Source organism: Caballeronia sp. GAWG2-1 (assembly GCF_023631405.1).
Lineage (GTDB): Bacteria > Pseudomonadota > Gammaproteobacteria > Burkholderiales > Burkholderiaceae > Caballeronia.
Map to the genome: position 1 here is coordinate 102,515 of NZ_JALQDD010000027.1, position 19,172 is coordinate 121,686.

Consider the following 19,172-nt stretch of genomic DNA (forward strand, 5'->3'; position numbering starts at 1 on the left):
TACAAGCGAACGTTTGCCCTCATCCGGGGCTTGGCGCTCTAGGAACTATTACGGCGGGCGGTTGCGAAGTCTGAAGGGGCGGAAATACGATTAGTCGGCATTTTGTCCATACCTTCGTCGCAACGGCGGTAACTTTGTCCAATCGATACTTCATCGGCGATACTTGGTGCTCCTCACGCGATCAAAAGACCGATGACCGAACATCTCGACTTCCGCACGCCTGAATTCAACGCCGCCCTGGCCGCGTTACCCGTCGCGCCTGCCACGAACATCGCTCATGCCGAAGACTGGTGGGACGCGGTGCGCGGGCTGTATAGACAGTCCGACGACCTGATCAATCTGGAAAACGGCTACTGGGGCGCCATGGCCGAGCCGGTGAAGTCAATGTTCCATTATTGGATCGATCGCCTGAACCACGAAACCACGCTGCTCGTGCGTCCTCACTGGATGACGATCCACGATGGCTTGCGTCAGCGTCTTGCTGGCGCCATGGGCTGTTCCGCCGATGAAATCGAGCTCACGCGCAACGCGACCGAGGCGCTGCTTGCGCTCATCAGCGGCTATAACGGCCTCGAACCGGGCGATACCGTGCTCTACAGCAACCTCGACTACCCGTGCGGACGCGATGCGATGGAATGGCTGCGCGAACGGCGCGGCGTCGAGCCGGTGCGCATGACGATGCCCGAGCCTGCCACGCGCGAGGCCGTGCTCGACGCTTACACGTCGGCGTTGAAAGCGCATCCGCGCACGAAGCTCGTGCTGCTGTCGCATGTCTGTTTTGCGACGGGGCTGGTGCCGCCGGTTCGCGAGATCGCGGCGCTCGCGAAAGCTGCGGGCGCAGACGTGATCGTCGATGCCGCGCATTCCTGGGGCATGCTCGACTTCGACGTGCCGACGCTCAGCGCGCCGTTTGTCGCGTTGAATCTGCACAAGTGGATTGGCGCGCCGCTCGGTTGTGGGGCGATCTACATCAAGAAAGAGCGTCTCGGTTCAATTAGTCCCTATCTCGGCGATACGACCTGGCCCGCCGACGATATCCGCTCGCGCGTGCACACGGGTTCGCCGAACTTCGCGGCTTGGCTCACGTTGCCGGCGGCGTTAGAGTTGCATCAGCGCATTGGCGCGCGCTCGAAGGAAGCGCGTCTGCGGGCCTTGCGCGACGCCTGGGCCGAACCGGCGCGCGCGCTGCCGGGCGTGCGGATCATGACACCAGCGGATGCATCGATGACGGCGGGTATCACTGCGTTTCGCATCGAAGGACTGGCGAGCGATGTCATCGTGAAGACGTTGAAGGACAGGTTTGGCGTGTTCACGGTCGCGCGGCCGATTCCGGATGCAAGCGATGTCGTGCGTGTGACGCCGGGGGTTTTTACGCGGATGGAGCAGGCGGAGAGGTTGCTGGAGGGGATCGATTCGATGGCGGGTGAAGCGGGCTGAGTGGACACGTGGGAACGCTCGTTCAACGCATCGAGCGTCCCCGCTCACCCCCCATCCAACCCCTCGATCAACGCCTCGAGCGTCTCCGAACAAGGCGCCTCGACCTTCAACGCAAGCAATGCATCCGCGCGCGTCTTGCCGATATTGATCGCCGCAATCGGCTTGCCGCTCTTCGCCGCCCATTCGCAGAATCGATAGCCCGAATACACCATCAACGATGACCCGAGCACGAGCATCGCGTCGGCGGCTTCGAGCGAGCTTGCCGCGTCCTGCACCAGCGCGCGCGGCACGCTCTCGCCGAAGAACACCACGTCCGGCTTGAGCACGCCGCCACAACGCGTGCAGCCCGGCACATTGAACGAAGCGAAGTCGATGTTCTCGATTTGCGCATCGCCATCCGGCACCGACGGCGCCGTGTAATTCGTAAAATCCGGGTTCGCTTCTTCCAGCATCCGCTGCACCGCCACGCGCGTAAGCGCCGCGCCGCAAGCCATGCAGCGGACGCGGCCGAGATTGCCGTGCAGCTCGATGACATCGGGATTTCCAGCACGCGTATGCAAGCCATCGACATTCTGCGTCACCAGCCGATGCACCCGCGAACGCGCCGCCAGCGCCCGCACGGCGTGATGCGCCGCGTTCGGTTGCGCATCCGCCACCACCGGCCAGCCGATCAGGCTGCGCGCCCAGTAACGGCGGCGCGCGTAGTCGTTGCCTAGAAACTCTTTCAGCAGAATCGGCTGACGGCCCGTGCGCTGGCCCTCGCGATCGCGATAACAGGGAATACCCGACTCGGTGCTGATACCCGCGCCCGACAGCACGAATAGCCGCGGGTGCCGCTCGACAAAATCCTGAAGTGCAAGCACGTGCCGTCCTGAAACCTTATTGAGATGCTCAGAATATAAGGCGAAACGCGCCGCCGCGCTGACGCACAATCCGGCCTTACCACTTTATCGAATACTAAATTGGCTTGACCAGATCGCCGCGTATCGCTAAATTAATGCGCTGTCGCCCCCACACGAACCACATAAAGAGACACGCCATGCTGACCGTCATCTGCGAAACCCCCGGAACCCTCAAGGCCGAACAGCGCGAGAAGCCCGCGCGCGGCGACAACGAAGTGCTGCTGCGCGTGAAGCGCGTCGGCGTGTGCGGGACCGACTTGCATATCTTCACCGGCAATCAGCCGTTCTTGTCCTATCCGCGCGTGATGGGGCATGAACTCTCCGGCGTGATCGAAGAGGCGGATGCATCGAGCGGACTCAAGGCGGGCGACACCGTCTATGTCATGCCCTATCTGTCGTGCGGCAAGTGCATTGCATGCCGCCAGGGCAAAACCAATTGCTGCGTGAACATTCAGGTGCTCGGCGTGCATCGCGACGGCGCGTTCACGGAGTATCTGAACCTCCCCGCGCAATTCGTCCACAAGGCCGAAGGCGTCACGCTCGATCAGGCCGCGATGGTGGAATTCCTCGCGATCGGCGCGCATGCGGTGCGTCGCGCGGATGTGCAACCGGGACAACGCGTGCTGGTTGTCGGCACGGGGCCGATCGGCATGGCGGCGATCACCTTTGCGCGTCTGCGCGGCGCAAACGTGACCGCGCTCGACACGCGTGAAGATCGCCTGAACTTCTGCCGCCGCGAGTTGAAGGCGGACGCGACCGTGCAAATCGGCGAGCGCGACAAGGAAGAGTTGTCGAGCCTCACCAACGGCGAATTCTTCGATGTCGTCTTCGATGCCACGGGCAACTCGCGCGCAATGGAACGCGGCTTCGAATTCATCGCGCATGGCGGCAAGTACGTGCTGGTGTCCATCGTGCCGGACCGCATCTCGTTCGCCGATCCCGAGTTTCACAAGCGCGAAGCAACCTTGCTCGCGAGCCGCAACGCAACGCCCGAGGACTTCGAGACCGTGCTCGATGCCATGCGTCGCGGCGAAGTGCCGACCGATGCGCTCAACACCCACCGGCTCACGCTCGCCGACGTGCCCGAGCGCTTCTCGTCGCTACTCGACCCGAAGGCGGGCGTGGTGAAGGCAATCGTCGAGTGCTGATGAACTAGTTCTGCCGGCCGCGCGCGAAGCGCGGCCTGCCCTGCGCGTCGTGCCACGGCTCGGCGTTTTTGCACCAGATTTCGTAAGTGGGCGGAAAGAGGCCGGTTTCGTCGAAGATGCCGGTTGGCACTTCGATTTCCGGCACGCCGTCGAAGGCGAGATAGATAGGCGAGCCGCATGTCAGGCAATGATGCCGATGCCCGGTCTCCGAGCTTTGCCAAGCGACGGTATCGCCCGTGATCTGCACGGCGTCGCGCTCGAAGATGGCATAGACGCCGAACGGCGCGCCGTGAATGCGGCGGCATGTCATGCAGTGGCAGAGATTGACTTGCAGCGGCCGCGCGAAAACCGCAAGGCGCACGGCGCCGCACGCGCATTGGCCTTCGTGAAGGGACGTCATGGCGTTCATCTGAAGTCTCCGTTTCGCGCTGCAAGGAGCTTCTAATCGCTTGGCCCTCGGGCGCGTTCGTTATGAGCGTAGGTCGCACGATGCAGACTGCCTGGGCCGTGTTGTCTGGCCGCGTCCGCAAGAGTTGAATACTCTTTCACCGTCTGCTTCAGCCGTATAGCCACGAGCGCGACAAGCGCCCTGCATTAGCCGATGCAACGAGCGCACTCGAGCGAATGCGCTCATCGGCGGCCCTCGGCTTCAGCGAACGTAATAACCGCGATTTTGCATGCACTCGCCGTACGCGCGCCAGTAGCGCACCATTGGCGGCTCGGGCGGCGGCATCGGCGGCATTTTCATCTCGGCGTAATTTGCATCCGATGCGCCCGAGGCCGCCACGGCGCCCGATGCGCCCGAAGCACCTGCAGCGACCGCGGCTCCGGATGCGCCCATCGGCGCCGATGCGCCCGCGGCAACCGTCGCCGAAGCGCCTGCGGGCCGGCCCGCCATCGTCGCGGATGCGCCCGATGCCGGCGCCGCCGACGCGGCCAGCGCGCCCGATGCAACCGGCGGCAACGGCGGCTCAACCGGGCGCGGAGCCCCGAGCGTGCGCGTCTCGATGGCGTTGTTCTTGGGTGCGGTCTGCGGCTCGCGCGCCATCACGACCTTGGTCGTCTGATTGGCATAGGCGTAGCAGGCCGCGTTGTCGACGCTCTGCTGCCCCGTGCTCTGACTGCGGCCGGGCAAGGCGAGCGGTTGTTGCGCGAAGGCCGCGCCACAACTGACGAGCAAAGCGAATCCCGCGTAAGTGGAAGGTCTCATTGGCTTGCGTTTCCCCGATGCGGTGTTATTAGTCGTTGCAGCTCGCACGGGGTCACGCCGGCCTCAGGCGGCAGGTGACCGCGCGCGTCTGCGCCGGGCCTGCTGCAAGAATACCGTGCCGGCAAAGTGTTCCACGCCAGAAGCACCGGCTTCATCCGCCAATTTTCGATAAAACGGGTCGGTCGCCGCCTGTTTCGCCCTTAGAACTTCATGCCCACGCCAACGCCGAACACCCACGGGTCGATCTTGAGCGAGCCGAGATCGACGCCGCCCGCCGACGCGCTCGTGCGCATCCAGATCTTCTTGACGTCCGCGTTGACGAACAGATTCTTCGCGACCTGCACATCGACGCCCGCCTGAAGCGCGGGGCCAAAGCTGCTGTGCTTGATGGAGACATCGGCGTCGCCCGCTTTCAGTTTGTCGTTGTAGAAGAGCGTGTAGTTGATACCCGCGCCGACATAGGGCCGCACGCGTCCCGCATGATTGAAGTGGTATTGCAACAGCAAGGTCGGCGGCAAAACACCCACGCCGCCCAGCCCGCCTATGCTCGATGTCACCTGATGCCGCGAGGTCGCGAGAATCAGCTCGACGCCGATGTCGTCGCGAATCATGTAGGTGAAGTCGAGTTCGGGAACGATGGAGTTGTTCACGTTGGTGTTGAGCGTGCCGAGCGCCCCGCCCGCGCTCACTTGCGGCTCGATGCTGATGGCGCGCAACCGCACGAGCACATCGCCTGCATGGATGCCGCTCATCGAAACGTTCGACGACGAATCTTCCGCCGCGTGTGCCATGCCCGCGCACAATGCCGCGCATGCCATGACGATGGCGCTAATGCCTGCTTTCACTGTTTTCATTGCTGGTTTCCCTGTTCTGGATCGATGTCCTGCACAGGAATTGTCCCGAGCGCAGCACAGCCCGGCGTTGATGCGCGTCAAGGCAAGACGCCGTGGTCTGCTCTCCTGCGGGGGACTTTGCGCGAGAACAAGCTATGTTCGCGGGTCCGTTGTTTGCTGGCTACAGTCGGGCGCACAACAACGGGAGGCGATACATGAAACCGATAATCGGCGCACTCAGCCGCACGGCGGGGATACTGCTCGGCGGCACGATCGCAGTCGTGGCAAGCGCCCAGCAACCGAACAAGCTGCACTACGACAGTACTCCGGCTTATCAGGAACACAGCTCGACGCCACCTGCCGCGGCGGCGGCATCGGCGAGCGATGCGCTCAAGACGACGCCGGGCAAGACCTCGGCGGGAAAGGGACCAGCGCCGGATCGGCCGAATGGCCTGGGAATGGATGCGGGCGCGGGCAGTATGAGCAAGAAGCCCTGAGCTTCGTGCGGGGTTGGGAGGATCGCAGAACGCGGACGTGTCCATAGGCCCGCGCGCCTCGATGCGTTACGAACAGGCTGCGAATGTCCTCGCCCCATCGACCATTGCTTGGCACGCTATGACGCATCCTTCGCCTTATCCGGCCACGGCCAGGTCGCATACCGCGACGTCTTCGCTGAATCGCTGGACTCGGCTGTATCCAATGACGCTGTGTTCTGCTCGGCCTCCGGCAAGTCCTCGCCAAACCAAGCCACCTCGCGGCGTCGTTCCTCGACATACGCATCCCAGCCTTTCGCGTTGTCTTCGAATAGATCGTGACGCACGGTATTCGCGAGCATCGGCCGATTGAGCGTCTCGTCGAGCAGCGCCTTCGGCCACACGAAAAACGCGCCCGACGCGCGTCGGATGAACTCGCGCGGCGTCATGTCGCCCGCGACGAAGCCAAGCAGCGTGAAGTCCGCGAGCGCATCGTTACCACGCACCGCATCGGCGATGCTCGGATAGTCATCGGCGCATTGACTCAGGCAGAACACGGTTTCCAGCACATCGCCGAGATGCAGCAGCAATGCGCGCCGCTCGAAGGGGTCCTGCACGTGGGACGCTTGTGTCGTCATTCGATCTTCCGTCTGTCGATTTAGTTTGCGATGCAGCGTGCCCGCAGCAAGAAAAGCCGCAACAGCGGCACGCCTCGTTATCCCAATTTTAGCGAACGCACGGCGACGCCTGTTCCATCACTTTGAAAAGCGTGTCCTGAAGCTCAGCCGATAGTCGTTCGGCGATACCCCGAGCCGCCGCATGAACACGAGGCGCATGCGGTCCGCGGTGCCGAAGCCGCATTCGTAGGCCACGGTCTTGAGCGGCGTATCCGTGCTTTCGAGCGCGTTGCGCGCAGCATCGACCCGCGCGCGCTCGACGAACTCGTGCGGCGTCATCTGCGCGAGCTGCACGAAGGCCCGCGCGAAATTGCGCTCGCTCATGCCCGCGACCTTCGCGAGTTGCGACACTGCGAGCCTTTCGCCGATGTGCTCCATCACGTAACCCTGCACTTTCGCCACCGGCGATGTCTCGTCGGCAGGCGCGCTCAGATAAGGGCTGAACTGCGACTGTCCGCCGCGCCGCTGCGCGAACACGACGAGGCGCTTCGCCACCGCGAGCGCCACGCGCGGCCCGTGATCTTCCGCGACGAGCGCGAGCGCCACATCGATACCCGCCGTCACTCCGGCCGACGTCACGAGCCGCCCATCGCGCATATAGATGCGATCCAGCTCCACGCGCGCCCGTGGAAAGCGCTCGGCCAGACGCGGCGCATTCTGCCAGTGCGTGGTCACTCCGCGCCCGTCGAGCAGACCGGCATGACCCAGCGCAAACGCGCCCGTGCAGATCGAGCCGTACCGCTCGCATTTCGCGGCGACATCGGCGAGCCAGGCGGTGAGATCGGGATCGGGCTCATCGAAAGGCAGACCCGGACCGCCCGCGACGAGCGCCGTGTCGTAGCGCCCGCGCGCTTCATGCCATGAGACGTCCGCCAACAGCCGCGTGCCGTTCGATGCGCGCACCGCAAGCGCTTCGGGGCCGACGAGCGTGATTGCGTAGGCATCGGCGGCGGGTACGAACATATTGGCTTCCGCGAAGACATCGACGGGGCCGGCTACGTCCAGCGCCTGCACGCCGGGAAAGATCGCGAGGGCAACGGTGGGCATCGGCGAAGGCGGTTTTTAGCTCGTTGAAAACACATGGCAGAAGACAGCGTGCGACTGGCAGAGTTCGACGCGTCGTTTTCATTGTCGCGACCGCGCGTTTTGCCGACACTGATACTCATCGAAACGCAATGCAACGCAATGTCTCACGCCACGGAGGCGAGTGCAATGGACACATCAGCAAACACCCGCGTCGATATCGAACGCAGCGCGCATGCCGACTTGCAGGAGTATCTGCTCGATGAAGCGCTGGCCGAAACTTTTCCGGCAAGCGATCCCATCTCGCCGAGCCACATCAGCTGAACAACCTTCAAGGAGTAGTTGAAATGAACGAAATCATCGCTGGCATTCGCATTCCCGACAGCAAGATGGCGCGCGAAGCCACGCAACTCGTGCGCGATACGGAACCCGACTTGCTCTATCACCACTCGCGCCGCGTGTTCCTGTTCGGTGCGCTCGCCGGCGAACGCAAGCAACTGAAGTATGACGCGGAACTCTTATATATCGGCGCGATGTTCCATGACATGGGACTCGTCGATGCTTACAGCAGCGCGCACGACCGCTTCGAAGTGGATGGCGCGAATGCGGCGCGCGACTTCCTGCTCGGCTACGGCATCGGCGAAGGTGAGATCGAACAAGTATGGGATGCCATCGCGCTGCACACGACGCCGGGCATTCCGCAGTACAAGAAGCCGGTCGTCGCGCTCGTGACGGCAGGCGTTGAGATGGACGTGCTCGGGCTTGCTTACGACGAATTCACGGCGGATCAGCGCCGGCTCGTGGTGGCGGCACATCCGCGGGAAGCGAATTTCAAGGAAGGCATCATCGATGCGTTCGCGCAAGGCACCATCAAAAAGCCCGAAACGACGTTTGGCAACGTGAAAGCAGACGTGCTCGCGCTGAAGGACCCGAACTACAAGCGGCTGAACTTCTGCAGCATCATCCTCGGCTCGGCATGGAGCGATGGTCCTCACGATCATTCGACCTGCCGTAATCCGGCGCATCAGCACGCGTGACGTGAACGCATCAGCGGCAGATGCGATACGGGCCCATGTCGACGTGAAAGTGCGTCTTGTGGAGCGCGTTGTAATCGGGGCCGAGGGTCGTGTCGAACGACTGGCATGCGCCTTCGTGGACGCGTCGCAGGAAGCTCGCTTCGGGCGATGCAGAATCGTCCCAGCGCGCGAGCGTGATGCGCTTGCCGTCGGCGAGCACGAAACCCGTGAGGTCGATGGCATTGGCGCTTGCATGCTGACTGAGCGCGCCGTCTTGCCGATGATTCACGTTGCGGCACGCGTAGCTGCCAACATGCTCGATGCGCGTCACGCGTTCGCCGAAGAGTTCGACGGCGGCGCTCTGCAGGTATCGATGCTCGAAGAACGCCATCGAGAGCGCGAGCGGACACGTGGCGAGATACGGCGAGCTGTAGCGAACTTCGGCGGATTGCGTCACGCGCACCACGTCCTTGAGTCCGCAGCCGCCGGGGGCCGATGAATCCGCCATCGGCCGATAGTCGAGCCCAGATTGTTCGAGCGCGGCCCGGCACATGTCGGCGTCGTGCAGCGTGCGCCAACGTCGGAACGTGGTGAAGAAGTCGGGTGGCGCGCGAACATCGAGCGGCGTGAAAGGATCGTATTGCGCGGGTACGCTAATGCGGCGCGCATAGACCGCATAGCCCAGGCCGAGCGCCGCGACGCACGCCACCAGCAGCAGCCACGCGATGAATCGACCGATCAAGACGCGCGCCCTGGTCGAAGCGGATCGACGCGCAACCGTCAGCTCCCTTCCGCCGCGTGCGTGCCGCCTGACTGCACGCGCTGCGCGAGCTTCGCGTCGTAACTCGAATGAACGTGCACGCGCTTCTTGTCGGGGTAAGCGTACGAGTAAGCCTTGCGCAATGCGAGCGATGCCTCGTGAAAGCCCGACAAGATGAGCTTCTGCTTGTTCGGATAGTTGGCGATATCCCCGACCGCGAAAATGCCCGGCCGCGACGACTCGTAATACGAGGTATCGACTTCGATGCGTCCGCCGCGCACATCCAGGTTCCATTGGGCGATAGGCCCGAGATCCGCCACGAGGCCATACAGCGCGACGAGCTTGTCGGCGGCGAGATCGGTGGTGCCGTCAACGTGCTTGATACGCACGCCGCGCAAGGTGTTGCCGGGCGCGTCGAGCGAATCGATCATGCCGACGACGAACGCCATCTCGCCCGCCTCCACGGCGCGCTTCATTGCCGCCACGGATGCCGCCGCCGCCGAAAACCCGTTACGCCGATGCACCAGCGTGAGCTTCTTCGCGACGCCGCGCAAAGCCAGCGCCCAGTCGAGCGCGGAATCGCCGCCGCCCGCGACGATGACCTCGCGGTCCGCGAAATCTGCCAGACGCGCGACGCTGTAGTGCACGCCGTTGTCTTCGAGCGCTTCAGCTTGCGGCACTTGCAGGCGCTGCGGCACGAACGCGCCATTGCCCGCGGCGATCAGAATGGCGGCGGCATCGAAACGCATGCCCTGCTCGGTCTCAACAGTCCAGCGATGATCCTCGCGTTGCGCCACCGATATCACGCGCTGATCGAGGTGGATCGGCACGTCGAACGGACGAATCTGTTCGAGCAGACGATCCACGAGTTCGCGCGCGGTGCACGACGGAACGGCGGGAATGTCGTAGATCGGCTTGTCGGGATAAAGTTCGATGCATTGCCCGCCGATGCGCCCGAGCGTGTCGACAATCCGGCACGAAAGGCCGAGCACGCCGGCTTCGAAGGCGGCGAAAAGCCCGACGGGGCCTGCGCCGACGATGAGGACGTCGGTGGTGTGGATGGCGTGATCGTTCATTGCGGGGTCCGGTGCCTGCTGCGCAAAACGCAGCATTGAACGGACCACGATACAGAAACCGAACCAGCGCGGCAACGAAACCCCTGCTTCCCGAACGGCGATAGCGTGCAGTTGCAGCCGCTCAATGCCCGTCCAGCTCCCGCGCATGGTAAGCCGCCGCGGCTTCGATCTCGTCCGGCGTCATGTTGCGCGCCACGTTGCGCATGACTTCGTTGATATCGTTGGTGCGCGTGCCATTGGCAAAAGCGGTCAACTGCGCCTTCGTATAAGCGGCCGGCAAGCCGTCGAGCCACGGGCTGCCCGCCTTGCTGTCGATACCGCCGTGACACGTCGCGCAGGGCGCGATGTTGCGCATCGGCGCACCGTGGGAAACGATCGAAGGCGCGAGCGACGCGCTCACCTTGCGCTGCGCGGGCGGCCTCGGCAAGCTCGCGTAGTAAGCGGCAAGATCGCGCATGTCTTGATCGGAGAGATTCACGGCCATCGGCGACATCACCGCGTTATTGCGCGCGCCCTTCTGAAAATCGATCAACTGTTTGTAGATCACCGACGCATACTGACCCGCGAGATTCGGCGAATTGGCCTCGCTCATGCCGCGCTCACCGTGACACATCGTGCAGCGCAGAGCCAGCGTCGCGCCGCGTCCAACCGCGCTCGCGTTGACGTTCACGAGCAACTGCGGCGTGACTTCGACACCCGTGAGCGTGACGGTCGGCTCGACGGTCTTTCCGCCCTCGCCCGCGTACCAGCTGCGCGGCACGCCCGCCGCGCTGCAGATGGCGTTCCAGACGCCCGTGAAAGGCTCGTCGCGATGCACCGAAGGCAGCCACACGAAGCCGATCAGCGCCGACACCACCGCGATGCCGATCATCCCCAGCACGCTCGTCGCGAACCAGCGGTTCCTGAAGGTGAAGAGGCGTTCGTCGCTCATCGCTGCGCTCCGATGGGAACCGCGGGCACGGCGGTATCCGGCCGCGAGAGAAGCTGCGCGATGGGATAACCGTAGTTGACGAGCGTGAGGCCGATCATCAGCACGAGCCACAGCGCGAAGCTGTTCAACGCCACCGGTATGCTGCGCGGCTCATGCAACGCGCGGCTGAAGCGGAATTCCTCGACCGTCACGCGCGGCGCGCGATGCGCCTGTATGAGCACGATGAAGAACAGCACCGCCGAGACCACGAGAATGAACCCGCCGATCACCGAGACGATCACGGACACGGCCTGCGCCGCGATAGCAGGGTCCGTGTAATCGTAGAAGGCCATGCGTCGCGGCATGCCGAGCACGCCGACGTAATGCCACGGGAACGTCAGCACGATCATGCCGACGAACCACAGCCACAACTGCCAGCGCATCAGCTTCAGGTTTTGCAGCGCGCGGCCGGTGAGATGCGGCCACAGATCGTAGGCGATCGCGAAGTACATGATGACGATGGCGCCCGCGAAGATCAGATGAAAATGCCCCGTCACCCATTGCGTGTTGTGCACGGTCGAGTCGAGCTGATAACTCATGTTGATGAGCCCGCCCGCGCCGCCGAAGCCGAGCATCACGAAGGAGAAGGCGACGGCGAGCATCATGGGATTGGACCAGGGCAGCGCCTTGATCCACCCGAGCGCGCCCTTGCCGCCGCGCAACCGCGCCGCGATCTCCACCGACGCGCAGATGGTGAACACGGTCAAGAGCGTCGGCACCGCGACCAGCGCCGTGAACACCGAATGCATGAACTTGAAGCCCGAGCCGACTTGCGGATCGGCGAACAGATGGTGAATGCCGATGGGCATCGACACCACGAGAAACAGAATGAAGGAGATGCGCGCCATCGCGTCGCTGTAAAGACGCCCGCCGATGGCGCGCGGAATGATCGTGTAATACGCGATATACGCGGGCATCAGCCAGAAATAGACGATAGCGTGCAGCGTCCACGAGAAGAACACGCGCGCAAGTCCCGCGTCGATGGTGTGCTTGAGGCCGAGCGCCACCGGCAGAATCATGAACAGCACTTCGATGGCCGCGCCCACCGCCGTCCAGCCCCACAAATAAGCGCCCGCGACGGTCGCGAACATGGCGAGCGGCACCGGCTTGCCGCGATTGTCGCGCTTCCACGCCGCGAGGTTCACCGACATCAGCGCGACCCAGATCCACGAGCCCACGACCACCAGCACCACGCCAATGTAATAGAACGCGTTGCCGATCATCGGCGGATAGAAGGTGTAGAGCACCGACGCAAGACCCATGGCGACAGGCGCCATCGCGGTGACGGAGCCTATGGCGACGAGCCAGAAGCCGAGCCACGCCCAACGCTTTCCGACGAGCGGGCGCTTCAGCGCCAGTTCGCTTACCGCATAGCCGAAGCCCATGGCGATCAGGGTCGGAAACACGTAGCCCATGGCCGAGCCGTGCGCCGTCACCGAGCGGTAGTAAAGCTCCGGATTCTGCAGCCACGGATGCAGCGGACTGCGCACCAGCATCTGCCACGCGCCGAGCAAAAGCGCGACACCGAAGGCGATGAACGCCAGCCAGAAATGCGCGAGGACGAGGCGCTTGCTATTTAACACAGGACACTCTCCGCGAATTGGCCGGCAATTGCGCGGCCATCTGCATGAACTCGGCGCGATCCACCACTTTCACATGCGCCCACATGTTCTGATGCCCGGTGCCGCAGTATTCGTGGCATGGCATCAGGTGCTCGCCGGGTTGGTTGAAGGTCGTCTTGAAGGTCGAGACGTAACCGGGTTCGAGCATCGAATTGATGTTGGTGTTCTCGATCAGAAAGCCATGCACCACGTCCGAACTCGTCGCGCGGAACGTAACCGGCACGCCTGCGGGCACCACGAGACATTGCGGCGTGAAGGAATACTGCTGCGCGACGATCCGCACCGTCACCGAGCCATCCGCCTCGGGCGCGCTGCCGAGATTGCTTTCGATGAATTCGCCCGATACATGCAGCGATTCAGGGCGCACGGTCTCGACGCGCGAAGGCGGCATCATTGCCCAGTGGATGCCGGTGTAGACCACCATCGCGACGAGCACGACGACGATCGCCATGACAAGCATTGCCCAGCGTTTTTCGACGCGCTCGGCGACTTCATGCGAACCCTCGGAAATGGCCATTTATCTGCCGCCTCGACGAATCACGATCACTGAATCACCCCGCGCGGCAAGAACACGGCGAAGTAAAAGACGAACCACAGTCCGATGACGATCGCGGTGGAGATACCCGCGAGCGCGAGCGCGCCGGCGGGGCCGCTCTTGACTATTTCCTCGAGCCGCGCGTCTTCGTTCGGGTCTTCGTTCATGTGTCGTCGATCCTCAATAAAGCGGCGCGGAGCGCAGCTCGTTGACTTCCTTCACCGTCACCGGCGCGCCGCGATTGCCCCACGCGGTGCGGATATACGTGACGACCGCCGCGACCTCCACGTCGGACAGCGACTGCGCGAACGGCGGCATGCCGTATGGACGCGGATTCTTGAACGTGCCGGGTGGATAGCCGCCGTTCAGCACCATGCGGATAGGGTTCACGGCCGAGTTCATGACGATGGACTGATTGTTCGCGAGCGGCGGAAAATCGGGCGGCTTGCCCTGGCCCTGGGCCGCGTGACATTCGGCGCATTGGGCGTCATAAATCTTCTTGCCGAGCGGCGAGAGATTCGTGCGCTGTTCGACCACGGCCTGGGTCGGCGGCTCGGACTTATCGCCGGAGCGCGCGGGCAACGCCTTGAGATAGACGGCCATCGCGCGCACGTCGTCTTCGGAAAGATATTGCAGGCTGTCGTAGACCACTTCGGCCATCGGTCCATACACCGCGCCGCGATGCGAGACGCCCGCGTGCAGCAAGTCCACGATTTCGTCGATACTCCAGTCGCCCAAGCCCGCTTCCTTGTTCGACGTAAGCGAGGGCGCGTACCAGTTCTGAATCGGGATCAGGCCGCCTTCGAATGCCTTCGACGCGACATTGCCGCCGAGCGCGTTGATCGCGGTATGGCACATCGAGCAATGCCCGAGTCCTTCGACGAGATACGCGCCGCGATTCCATTCCACCGATTGCTTCGGGTCCGGCCGATATTCGGCCTCCCTGAAAAAGAGCGAGCGCCAGCCGATCAGCAGTTCGCGCCGGTTGAACGGAAAGCGCAGTTCATGCGGCCGGTTCGGCTGATGCACGGGCGGCGTGGACATGAGAAACGCATAAATGGCGTCGGAGTCGGCGCGCGTGACCTTGGTGTAGGACGTGAACGGCATGGCCGGATAGAGCAGCGAGCCGTCCTTCGAGCGGCCGGTGTGCATCATTCGATAGAACTCGTCGGCGGTCCAGTTGCCGAGTCCGGTTTCCTTGTCCGACGAAATGTTCGGCGTGAAGAGCGTGCCGAACGGCGTATCCATGGGACGGCCGCCGCCGAAGGTCTTGCCAGCGGGCAACGTATGGCACGCGATGCAATCGCCCGCGCGCGCGAGGTATTCGCCGCGCTGGACCGTGGCGGCATCGGCACTCTTCGTCTGTGCAGACGCGTTGCCCGCCGATACGGCGCAGGCCGCAAAGAACACCGCCAAGGCAAGCGTCCCAAGTTGTCGGAATCGAAGCACGTCGGTTCCTCGGTTAGTTATGGACGCTGCCGCAAGCGAGCGGCATCTTGAGGCTTCCGGCCGCGACCGGCGACACATCGGGCGGCGCGGGCAACGACGCGAGGAACGCGGCGATGGCGGTGATATCGCGCTCGCTCAACTGCTGCGCGACGTGGCGCATGCAGTCGGGCGCGATGGTCGTGCGCGTGCCGTAGCGCCATGCCCCGAGTTGCGCGCTGATGTAGTCGGCGTGCAAGCCGAGCAAGCCGGGAATGGCGGGCTCCATGCCGGTCATCGCGCCGCCGTGGCAACTCACGCATGCGGGCACGTTGCGCGCGGAATCGCCCTTCGTGACGAGCGCCTTGCCGTAATCGAGCGTCTTCGTATCGGCCGTGACGGCGCTCGGCGGCGGGAATGGCGGACGCTCGCCCGCGAAGTAATCGGCGATCTGCCTGAGATACGCATCCGGTAGATACGCGAGCAGATAGTTCATCGGCGGATACTTGCGGCGCCCGTCCCGAAACGCGAGTAACTGGTTGTACAGATAGCCTGCGGGCTTGCCCGAAAGACGCGGGAAGTAGTCGTTGCCGGTGCCTTCGCCCTGCGCGCCGTGACAGGCGGCGCAGCCCATGACGCGGGCCTGCATGGTGTCCGGGGCGCGCTCGAGCGCCGGCTCCGCCGCGAATGCGCCCATGCTCGCGAATGCCAATAGCGTGGACAACAGGAGTGCGGTGCGCTTAGTCACGTATCCCACGTTTCCCACGTATCCCCCGTTTCGAGTTGCCGTGTTCGATCAGCCGGACGTGCACGTCAATGCGGTCGCCGGCGCTTGTTGTTCAGTGCAATGCAATGCTCGTACTGCTGATGATTGTCGGGTGGTTGTATCGGTGGATCGTCGTTTTTGCACTTCTGATCTTAGAAGAGCCCAACCGTTTTTCCCAGCCTGCAGATTGTCTCAATCCGCGCGTTTGCTGCGTGCGGATCGAGTGATCGCTGTTTGCGCCAGATCAATGAACCGCATTATTTTGAGATGCGTAACCACGCCATGCCGTCTTGCCTAGCCTCACCAATAAACGCTTTGCGCGTCCGCGTGAAGATTTTCGAGAAAAATATTTGCGCGCTTACTTGAGCCCGAGGCGGCGCGCGAGACGATTGAGATTTGCCCGGTCGACGCCAAGCTCACGCGCCGTCGATGCCCAGTTCTGCCCGTTACGCGCGAGCGCATCGAGGACGATCGTGCGTTCGTAGGCGGTGACGGCTTCGCGGAAATCGACGCCGGCGGCAGGTGTCGGCGGCGCGCCCGGTGACGCGGTGCGCGTGGTGTCGGCGAGACCGAAGTCGGCGGCGGTAAGCGTCAGGATGCGCGGACGTTCGCGCACGCCCGCGAGCGCCTTCAATGCGCTGCGCGCGATCAGATGCTCGAGTTCGCGGACATTTCCCGGCCAGTCGTAAGCGAGCAGCGCGGCTTGCGCATCGGCGGAAAGGCGCAGGCTCAGAAGGCCGAGCCGCGCGCGGTTCTCCTCCAGAAAGAAGCCCGCGAGCAACAGGACGTCGCGTCCGCGCTCACGCAACGGCGGCACGACGAGCGGATAAACCGACAACCGATGATAAAAATCCGCGCGAAACCGTCCCGCCCGGACTTCCTCGACGAGATCGCGATTGGTCGCGGCGATGAGCCGCACATCGACCTTATGCTCGCTGTCCGACCCAATGCGCTGCAACTGCCCGTTCTGCAGCACGCGCAAGAGCTTGGCCTGCACGGCGAGCGGCAGTTCGCCGACTTCATCGAGAAAAAGCGTGCCGCCGTCGGCCAGTTCGAATTTGCCGCGCCGGTCCAACGACGCGCCCGAGAATGCACCGCGCACGTGCCCGAAGAGTTCGCTTTCGACGAGCGTATCCGGCAGCGCCGCGCAATTGAGGCTCACGAGCGGCTTGTCGGCCCGCGACGAGAGCGCATGAATCTCGCTCGCGACGAGTTCCTTGCCGACGCCCGTTTCACCGGTAATGAGCACGGTCAGCTCGCTCGTAGCGACGATCGCGATGTCTTCCAGCAAGCGCTTGTGCGGCTCGCTATTGCCGATCATCTCGCGGCGACGCGTCCCGTTCGCCTGCCGATACGACTCCGCGCGCTGCCGTTCGGCTTCGCCCGTGCGCGCGAGCGTATCGATGCGTTCGGCCACACTCACGGTCGCCGCCGCGAGACTGAGAAACGCCTGAAGCGAAGCCATGTCGATGTCGTCGAAGCGCGCGGGATCGAGTGCGTCGAGTGTGAGCAAACCCCAAGGCCGTTCGTCGATGAAAAGCGTGCAGCCGAGGCAATCGTGTACTTCGAGATGACCGTCCACGCCCTTGACGAGGCCGTCATAAGGATCGGGCAGATCGGAGTTGGCGGCGAAGCGCGTCGGTTCGCTGCGCGCGAGGATGCGGGCAAAACGCGGATGATCGCCGACGCGGAAGCGCCTGCCGAGCGTATCGCCAGATAACCCGTCGATCGCGAGCGGCACGAGCATGTCGCCATCGAGTCGCAAGAGCGCGGCGGCGTCGCCCGGAAAAAGCGCGCGCAGCGTACGCAAAAGGCGACGATAGCGCTCGGTGTCCGGCATCTCGTGCGAGAGGTCTTCGATCAGCGGAACGAGCGCGTCGAGCAATACACGCGAAGTCATTGCGACTACTTCAGCAGTCTTTCTGACTAGAGTCGAATCGACCATATGCGAAGGTAAGCAATTGATTTAACGATAATTCTACTCTGGCACGGAACCTGTATTGCAAATTGCGAGACGAAGCGCTCCCTGCTTCGCCCTGGAACGAGGACTCCGACCATGCTGTCACCCGAACACCGCGCCATCGTCAAAGCCACCGTGCCGCTTCTGGAAAGCGGCGGCGAGGCGCTCACCACGCACTTCTACAAAATGCTCATCGACGAGAATCCCGAAGTGCGTCCGATGTTCAACCAGGCGCATCAGGCGAGCGGCGCGCAGCAGCGTGCCCTTGCCAACGGCGTCTTGATGTACGCGCGGCACATCGACCAACTGGAACAGCTCGGCGGACTCGTCGGGCAGATCATCAATAAGCACGTCGCGCTCGATATCCGCCCGGAACATTATCCGGTCGTGGGACGCTGCCTGCTCAGGTCGATCCGCGAAGTGCTCGGCGAGGAAATCGCCACCGATGCCGTGATCGAGGCATGGTCCGCCGCGTATCGGCAACTCGCGGATCTTTTGATCGGCTTGGAAGAAGGCATGTACAGCGAACGCGAGAAGGCGCCGGGCGGCTGGCGCGGCACGCGGCGATTCGTGGTCACGCGCAAGGTCGCGGAGAGCGAGGAGATCGTGTCGTTCTATCTCGTGCCCGAAGATAGCGGCGCCCTGCTCGACTTTCATCCGGGCCAATACATCGGGCTGCGCGTTTATATCGATGGCGAAGAAATGCGCCGCAACTACTCGCTGTCCGCCGCGCCGAATGGTCGCGAGTACCGCATCAGCGTAAAGCGCGAAGCGAACGGCCGCGTGTCCGGTTTTCTGCATGCGAACGTACGTGAAAACGATGTCATCGAGCTTTATCCGCCCGCTGGCGACTTCAGGCTCGAACATAACGAGAAGCCGCTCGTGCTGATCAGCGGTGGCGTCGGGATCACGCCGACGCTTGCCATGCTGCATGCCGCGCTCGCCGCCAATCCGAATCGGCCGGTGCACTTCATTCATTCGGCGCGCCACGGCGGCGTGCACGCGTTTCGCGAGGTGGTGGATGAGCTGGCGACGCGGCATCCGCAACTGAAGCGTTTCTACTGCTATGAGCAGCAGCGCGATGGCGACCAGGAAGCGCACGGCACTGGTTTTGTCGATGAAACCCTGCTCGCGCGATGGCTGCCCGTGACTCGCGACGTCGATGCCTATTTTCTCGGGCCGAAGCCCTTCATGAAGGCGGTGAAAAAGCATCTGAAGACGCTCGGCGTGCCGGATGCGCAGAGCCGCTACGAGTTTTTCGGACCGGCTTCCGCGCTGGAATGAGCGCTGTCATCGAGCCCGCGACTCATCGTCTCGGGCTTTTTTTGATCCGGCGCTG

The 19,172-nt window shown here is 63.4% G+C and carries 21 protein-coding genes; 6 read left to right on the top strand and 15 right to left on the bottom strand.

Annotated features, from left to right (window positions below; all coding sequences use genetic code 11):
- The first annotated feature begins 192 nt into the window (after positions 1-192).
- Complete coding sequence (locus NCR98_RS16910; protein WP_250526741.1) at positions 193-1,437, top strand: aminotransferase class V-fold PLP-dependent enzyme; 1,245 nt, start codon at positions 193-195, stop codon at positions 1,435-1,437.
- A gap of 44 nt (positions 1,438-1,481) precedes the next feature.
- Here NCR98_RS16910 and NCR98_RS16915 read toward each other — a convergent pair whose 3' ends face one another.
- Positions 1,482-2,369: an NAD-dependent protein deacetylase gene (locus tag NCR98_RS16915; RefSeq protein WP_284503870.1), complete on the bottom strand. Its 888-nt coding sequence runs from the start codon at positions 2,367-2,369 to the stop codon at positions 1,482-1,484.
- Between the two features lie 107 nt (positions 2,370-2,476).
- Here NCR98_RS16915 and NCR98_RS16920 point away from each other — a divergent pair, with 107 nt between their 5' ends.
- The gene (locus tag NCR98_RS16920; protein WP_250467130.1) at positions 2,477-3,487 is read left to right on the top strand and encodes a zinc-binding alcohol dehydrogenase family protein; all 1,011 of its coding nucleotides are present in this window, start codon (positions 2,477-2,479) and stop codon (positions 3,485-3,487) included.
- A gap of 4 nt (positions 3,488-3,491) precedes the next feature.
- Here NCR98_RS16920 and NCR98_RS16925 read toward each other — a convergent pair whose 3' ends face one another.
- The 3 genes from NCR98_RS16925 to NCR98_RS16935 form a co-directional block, all read right to left on the bottom strand.
- Entirely contained in the window at positions 3,492-3,896 is a 405-nt protein-coding gene (locus tag NCR98_RS16925; RefSeq protein ID WP_250467132.1) for a GFA family protein, read from the bottom strand.
- A 240-nt stretch (positions 3,897-4,136) separates the two neighbouring features.
- Positions 4,137-4,697: a hypothetical protein gene (locus NCR98_RS16930; protein WP_244829606.1), complete on the bottom strand. Its 561-nt coding sequence runs from the start codon at positions 4,695-4,697 to the stop codon at positions 4,137-4,139.
- A gap of 200 nt (positions 4,698-4,897) precedes the next feature.
- Positions 4,898-5,515 (bottom strand): OmpW/AlkL family protein, encoded by a 618-nt coding sequence (locus tag NCR98_RS16935; protein WP_250526914.1) that lies wholly within the window; start codon positions 5,513-5,515, stop codon positions 4,898-4,900.
- A gap of 230 nt (positions 5,516-5,745) precedes the next feature.
- Between NCR98_RS16935 and NCR98_RS16940 the strand changes: the two genes are divergently transcribed.
- On the top strand, positions 5,746-6,027 hold the full coding sequence (locus NCR98_RS16940; RefSeq protein ID WP_244829605.1) for a hypothetical protein: 282 nt from the start codon (positions 5,746-5,748) through the stop codon (positions 6,025-6,027).
- Between the two features lie 116 nt (positions 6,028-6,143).
- On the opposite strand, the gene NCR98_RS16945 is transcribed toward NCR98_RS16940, so the two are convergent.
- Positions 6,144-6,641 (bottom strand): hypothetical protein, encoded by a 498-nt coding sequence (locus tag NCR98_RS16945; protein WP_250526742.1) that lies wholly within the window; start codon positions 6,639-6,641, stop codon positions 6,144-6,146.
- 117 nt (positions 6,642-6,758) lie between these two features.
- Positions 6,759-7,727 (bottom strand): GlxA family transcriptional regulator, encoded by a 969-nt coding sequence (locus NCR98_RS16950; RefSeq protein WP_250526743.1) that lies wholly within the window; start codon positions 7,725-7,727, stop codon positions 6,759-6,761.
- Between the two features lie 165 nt (positions 7,728-7,892).
- Between NCR98_RS16950 and NCR98_RS33330 the strand changes: the two genes are divergently transcribed.
- Positions 7,893-8,027, top strand: coding sequence for a hypothetical protein (locus NCR98_RS33330; protein WP_255784629.1), 135 nt, complete (start codon positions 7,893-7,895; stop codon positions 8,025-8,027).
- A gap of 23 nt (positions 8,028-8,050) precedes the next feature.
- Complete coding sequence (locus NCR98_RS16955) at positions 8,051-8,740, top strand: HD domain-containing protein (RefSeq protein WP_250467140.1); 690 nt, start codon at positions 8,051-8,053, stop codon at positions 8,738-8,740.
- A 10-nt stretch (positions 8,741-8,750) separates the two neighbouring features.
- Here NCR98_RS16955 and NCR98_RS16960 read toward each other — a convergent pair whose 3' ends face one another.
- The 9 genes from NCR98_RS16960 to norR all read right to left on the bottom strand — a co-directional run bounded on the left by NCR98_RS16960 (position 8,751) and on the right by norR (position 17,818).
- Positions 8,751-9,461: an extensin-like domain-containing protein gene (locus NCR98_RS16960; RefSeq protein WP_250526744.1), complete on the bottom strand. Its 711-nt coding sequence runs from the start codon at positions 9,459-9,461 to the stop codon at positions 8,751-8,753.
- 38 nt (positions 9,462-9,499) lie between these two features.
- The gene (locus NCR98_RS16965; RefSeq protein ID WP_502799768.1) at positions 9,500-10,591 is read right to left on the bottom strand and encodes an NAD(P)/FAD-dependent oxidoreductase; all 1,092 of its coding nucleotides are present in this window, start codon (positions 10,589-10,591) and stop codon (positions 9,500-9,502) included.
- Positions 10,592-10,676: 85 nt separating this feature from the next.
- The gene (locus NCR98_RS16970; protein WP_250526745.1) at positions 10,677-11,486 is read right to left on the bottom strand and encodes a c-type cytochrome; all 810 of its coding nucleotides are present in this window, start codon (positions 11,484-11,486) and stop codon (positions 10,677-10,679) included.
- Positions 11,483-13,108 (bottom strand): b(o/a)3-type cytochrome-c oxidase subunit 1, encoded by a 1,626-nt coding sequence (locus NCR98_RS16975; RefSeq protein WP_244829598.1) that lies wholly within the window; start codon positions 13,106-13,108, stop codon positions 11,483-11,485. Before NCR98_RS16975 ends, NCR98_RS16970 begins: the two co-directional genes overlap by 4 nt.
- On the bottom strand, positions 13,098-13,664 hold the full coding sequence (locus tag NCR98_RS16980) for a cupredoxin domain-containing protein (protein ID WP_250526746.1): 567 nt from the start codon (positions 13,662-13,664) through the stop codon (positions 13,098-13,100). Before NCR98_RS16980 ends, NCR98_RS16975 begins: the two co-directional genes overlap by 11 nt.
- Before the next feature lie 26 nt (positions 13,665-13,690).
- Entirely contained in the window at positions 13,691-13,849 is a 159-nt protein-coding gene (locus NCR98_RS16985; RefSeq protein WP_250526747.1) for a hypothetical protein, read from the bottom strand.
- A 13-nt stretch (positions 13,850-13,862) separates the two neighbouring features.
- The gene (locus NCR98_RS16990; RefSeq protein WP_250526748.1) at positions 13,863-15,131 is read right to left on the bottom strand and encodes a c-type cytochrome; all 1,269 of its coding nucleotides are present in this window, start codon (positions 15,129-15,131) and stop codon (positions 13,863-13,865) included.
- 13 nt (positions 15,132-15,144) lie between these two features.
- Positions 15,145-15,804: a c-type cytochrome gene (locus tag NCR98_RS16995; RefSeq protein ID WP_244829697.1), complete on the bottom strand. Its 660-nt coding sequence runs from the start codon at positions 15,802-15,804 to the stop codon at positions 15,145-15,147.
- Positions 15,805-16,231: 427 nt separating this feature from the next.
- Positions 16,232-17,818 (bottom strand): nitric oxide reductase transcriptional regulator NorR, encoded by a 1,587-nt coding sequence (gene norR, locus NCR98_RS17000; protein ID WP_250526749.1) that lies wholly within the window; start codon positions 17,816-17,818, stop codon positions 16,232-16,234.
- Between the two features lie 111 nt (positions 17,819-17,929).
- Between norR and hmpA the strand changes: the two genes are divergently transcribed.
- The gene (hmpA, locus tag NCR98_RS17005; RefSeq protein WP_250510086.1) at positions 17,930-19,117 is read left to right on the top strand and encodes an NO-inducible flavohemoprotein; all 1,188 of its coding nucleotides are present in this window, start codon (positions 17,930-17,932) and stop codon (positions 19,115-19,117) included.
- Positions 19,118-19,172 lie beyond the last annotated feature (55 nt).

Excerpts from the sequence above, each read along its gene's own strand:
- hmpA (WP_250510086.1), top strand. The coding sequence starts at position 17,930 with ATGCTGTCACCCGAACACCGCGCCATCGTCAAAGCCACCGTGCCGCTT.
- NCR98_RS16940 (WP_244829605.1), top strand. The coding sequence starts at position 5,746 with ATGAAACCGATAATCGGCGCACTCAGCCGCACGGCGGGGATACTGCTC.
- norR (WP_250526749.1), bottom strand. The coding sequence starts at position 17,818 with ATGGTCGATTCGACTCTAGTCAGAAAGACTGCTGAAGTAGTCGCAATG.
- NCR98_RS16995 (WP_244829697.1), bottom strand. The coding sequence starts at position 15,804 with ATGGGCGCATTCGCGGCGGAGCCGGCGCTCGAGCGCGCCCCGGACACC.
- NCR98_RS16970 (WP_250526745.1), bottom strand. The coding sequence starts at position 11,486 with ATGAGCGACGAACGCCTCTTCACCTTCAGGAACCGCTGGTTCGCGACG.
- NCR98_RS16930 (WP_244829606.1), bottom strand. The coding sequence starts at position 4,697 with ATGAGACCTTCCACTTACGCGGGATTCGCTTTGCTCGTCAGTTGTGGC.
- NCR98_RS16965 (WP_502799768.1), bottom strand. The coding sequence starts at position 10,591 with ATGCTGCGTTTTGCGCAGCAGGCACCGGACCCCGCAATGAACGATCAC.
- NCR98_RS16920 (WP_250467130.1), top strand. The coding sequence starts at position 2,477 with ATGCTGACCGTCATCTGCGAAACCCCCGGAACCCTCAAGGCCGAACAG.
- NCR98_RS16955 (WP_250467140.1), top strand. The coding sequence starts at position 8,051 with ATGAACGAAATCATCGCTGGCATTCGCATTCCCGACAGCAAGATGGCG.
- NCR98_RS16980 (WP_250526746.1), bottom strand. The coding sequence starts at position 13,664 with ATGGCCATTTCCGAGGGTTCGCATGAAGTCGCCGAGCGCGTCGAAAAA.
- NCR98_RS16950 (WP_250526743.1), bottom strand. The coding sequence starts at position 7,727 with ATGCCCACCGTTGCCCTCGCGATCTTTCCCGGCGTGCAGGCGCTGGAC.
- NCR98_RS16910 (WP_250526741.1), top strand. The coding sequence starts at position 193 with ATGACCGAACATCTCGACTTCCGCACGCCTGAATTCAACGCCGCCCTG.
- NCR98_RS16925 (WP_250467132.1), bottom strand. The coding sequence starts at position 3,896 with ATGAACGCCATGACGTCCCTTCACGAAGGCCAATGCGCGTGCGGCGCC.
- NCR98_RS16945 (WP_250526742.1), bottom strand. The coding sequence starts at position 6,641 with ATGACGACACAAGCGTCCCACGTGCAGGACCCCTTCGAGCGGCGCGCA.
- NCR98_RS33330 (WP_255784629.1), top strand. The coding sequence starts at position 7,893 with ATGGACACATCAGCAAACACCCGCGTCGATATCGAACGCAGCGCGCAT.
- NCR98_RS16935 (WP_250526914.1), bottom strand. The coding sequence starts at position 5,515 with ATGGCATGCGCGGCATTGTGCGCGGGCATGGCACACGCGGCGGAAGAT.
- NCR98_RS16985 (WP_250526747.1), bottom strand. The coding sequence starts at position 13,849 with ATGAACGAAGACCCGAACGAAGACGCGCGGCTCGAGGAAATAGTCAAG.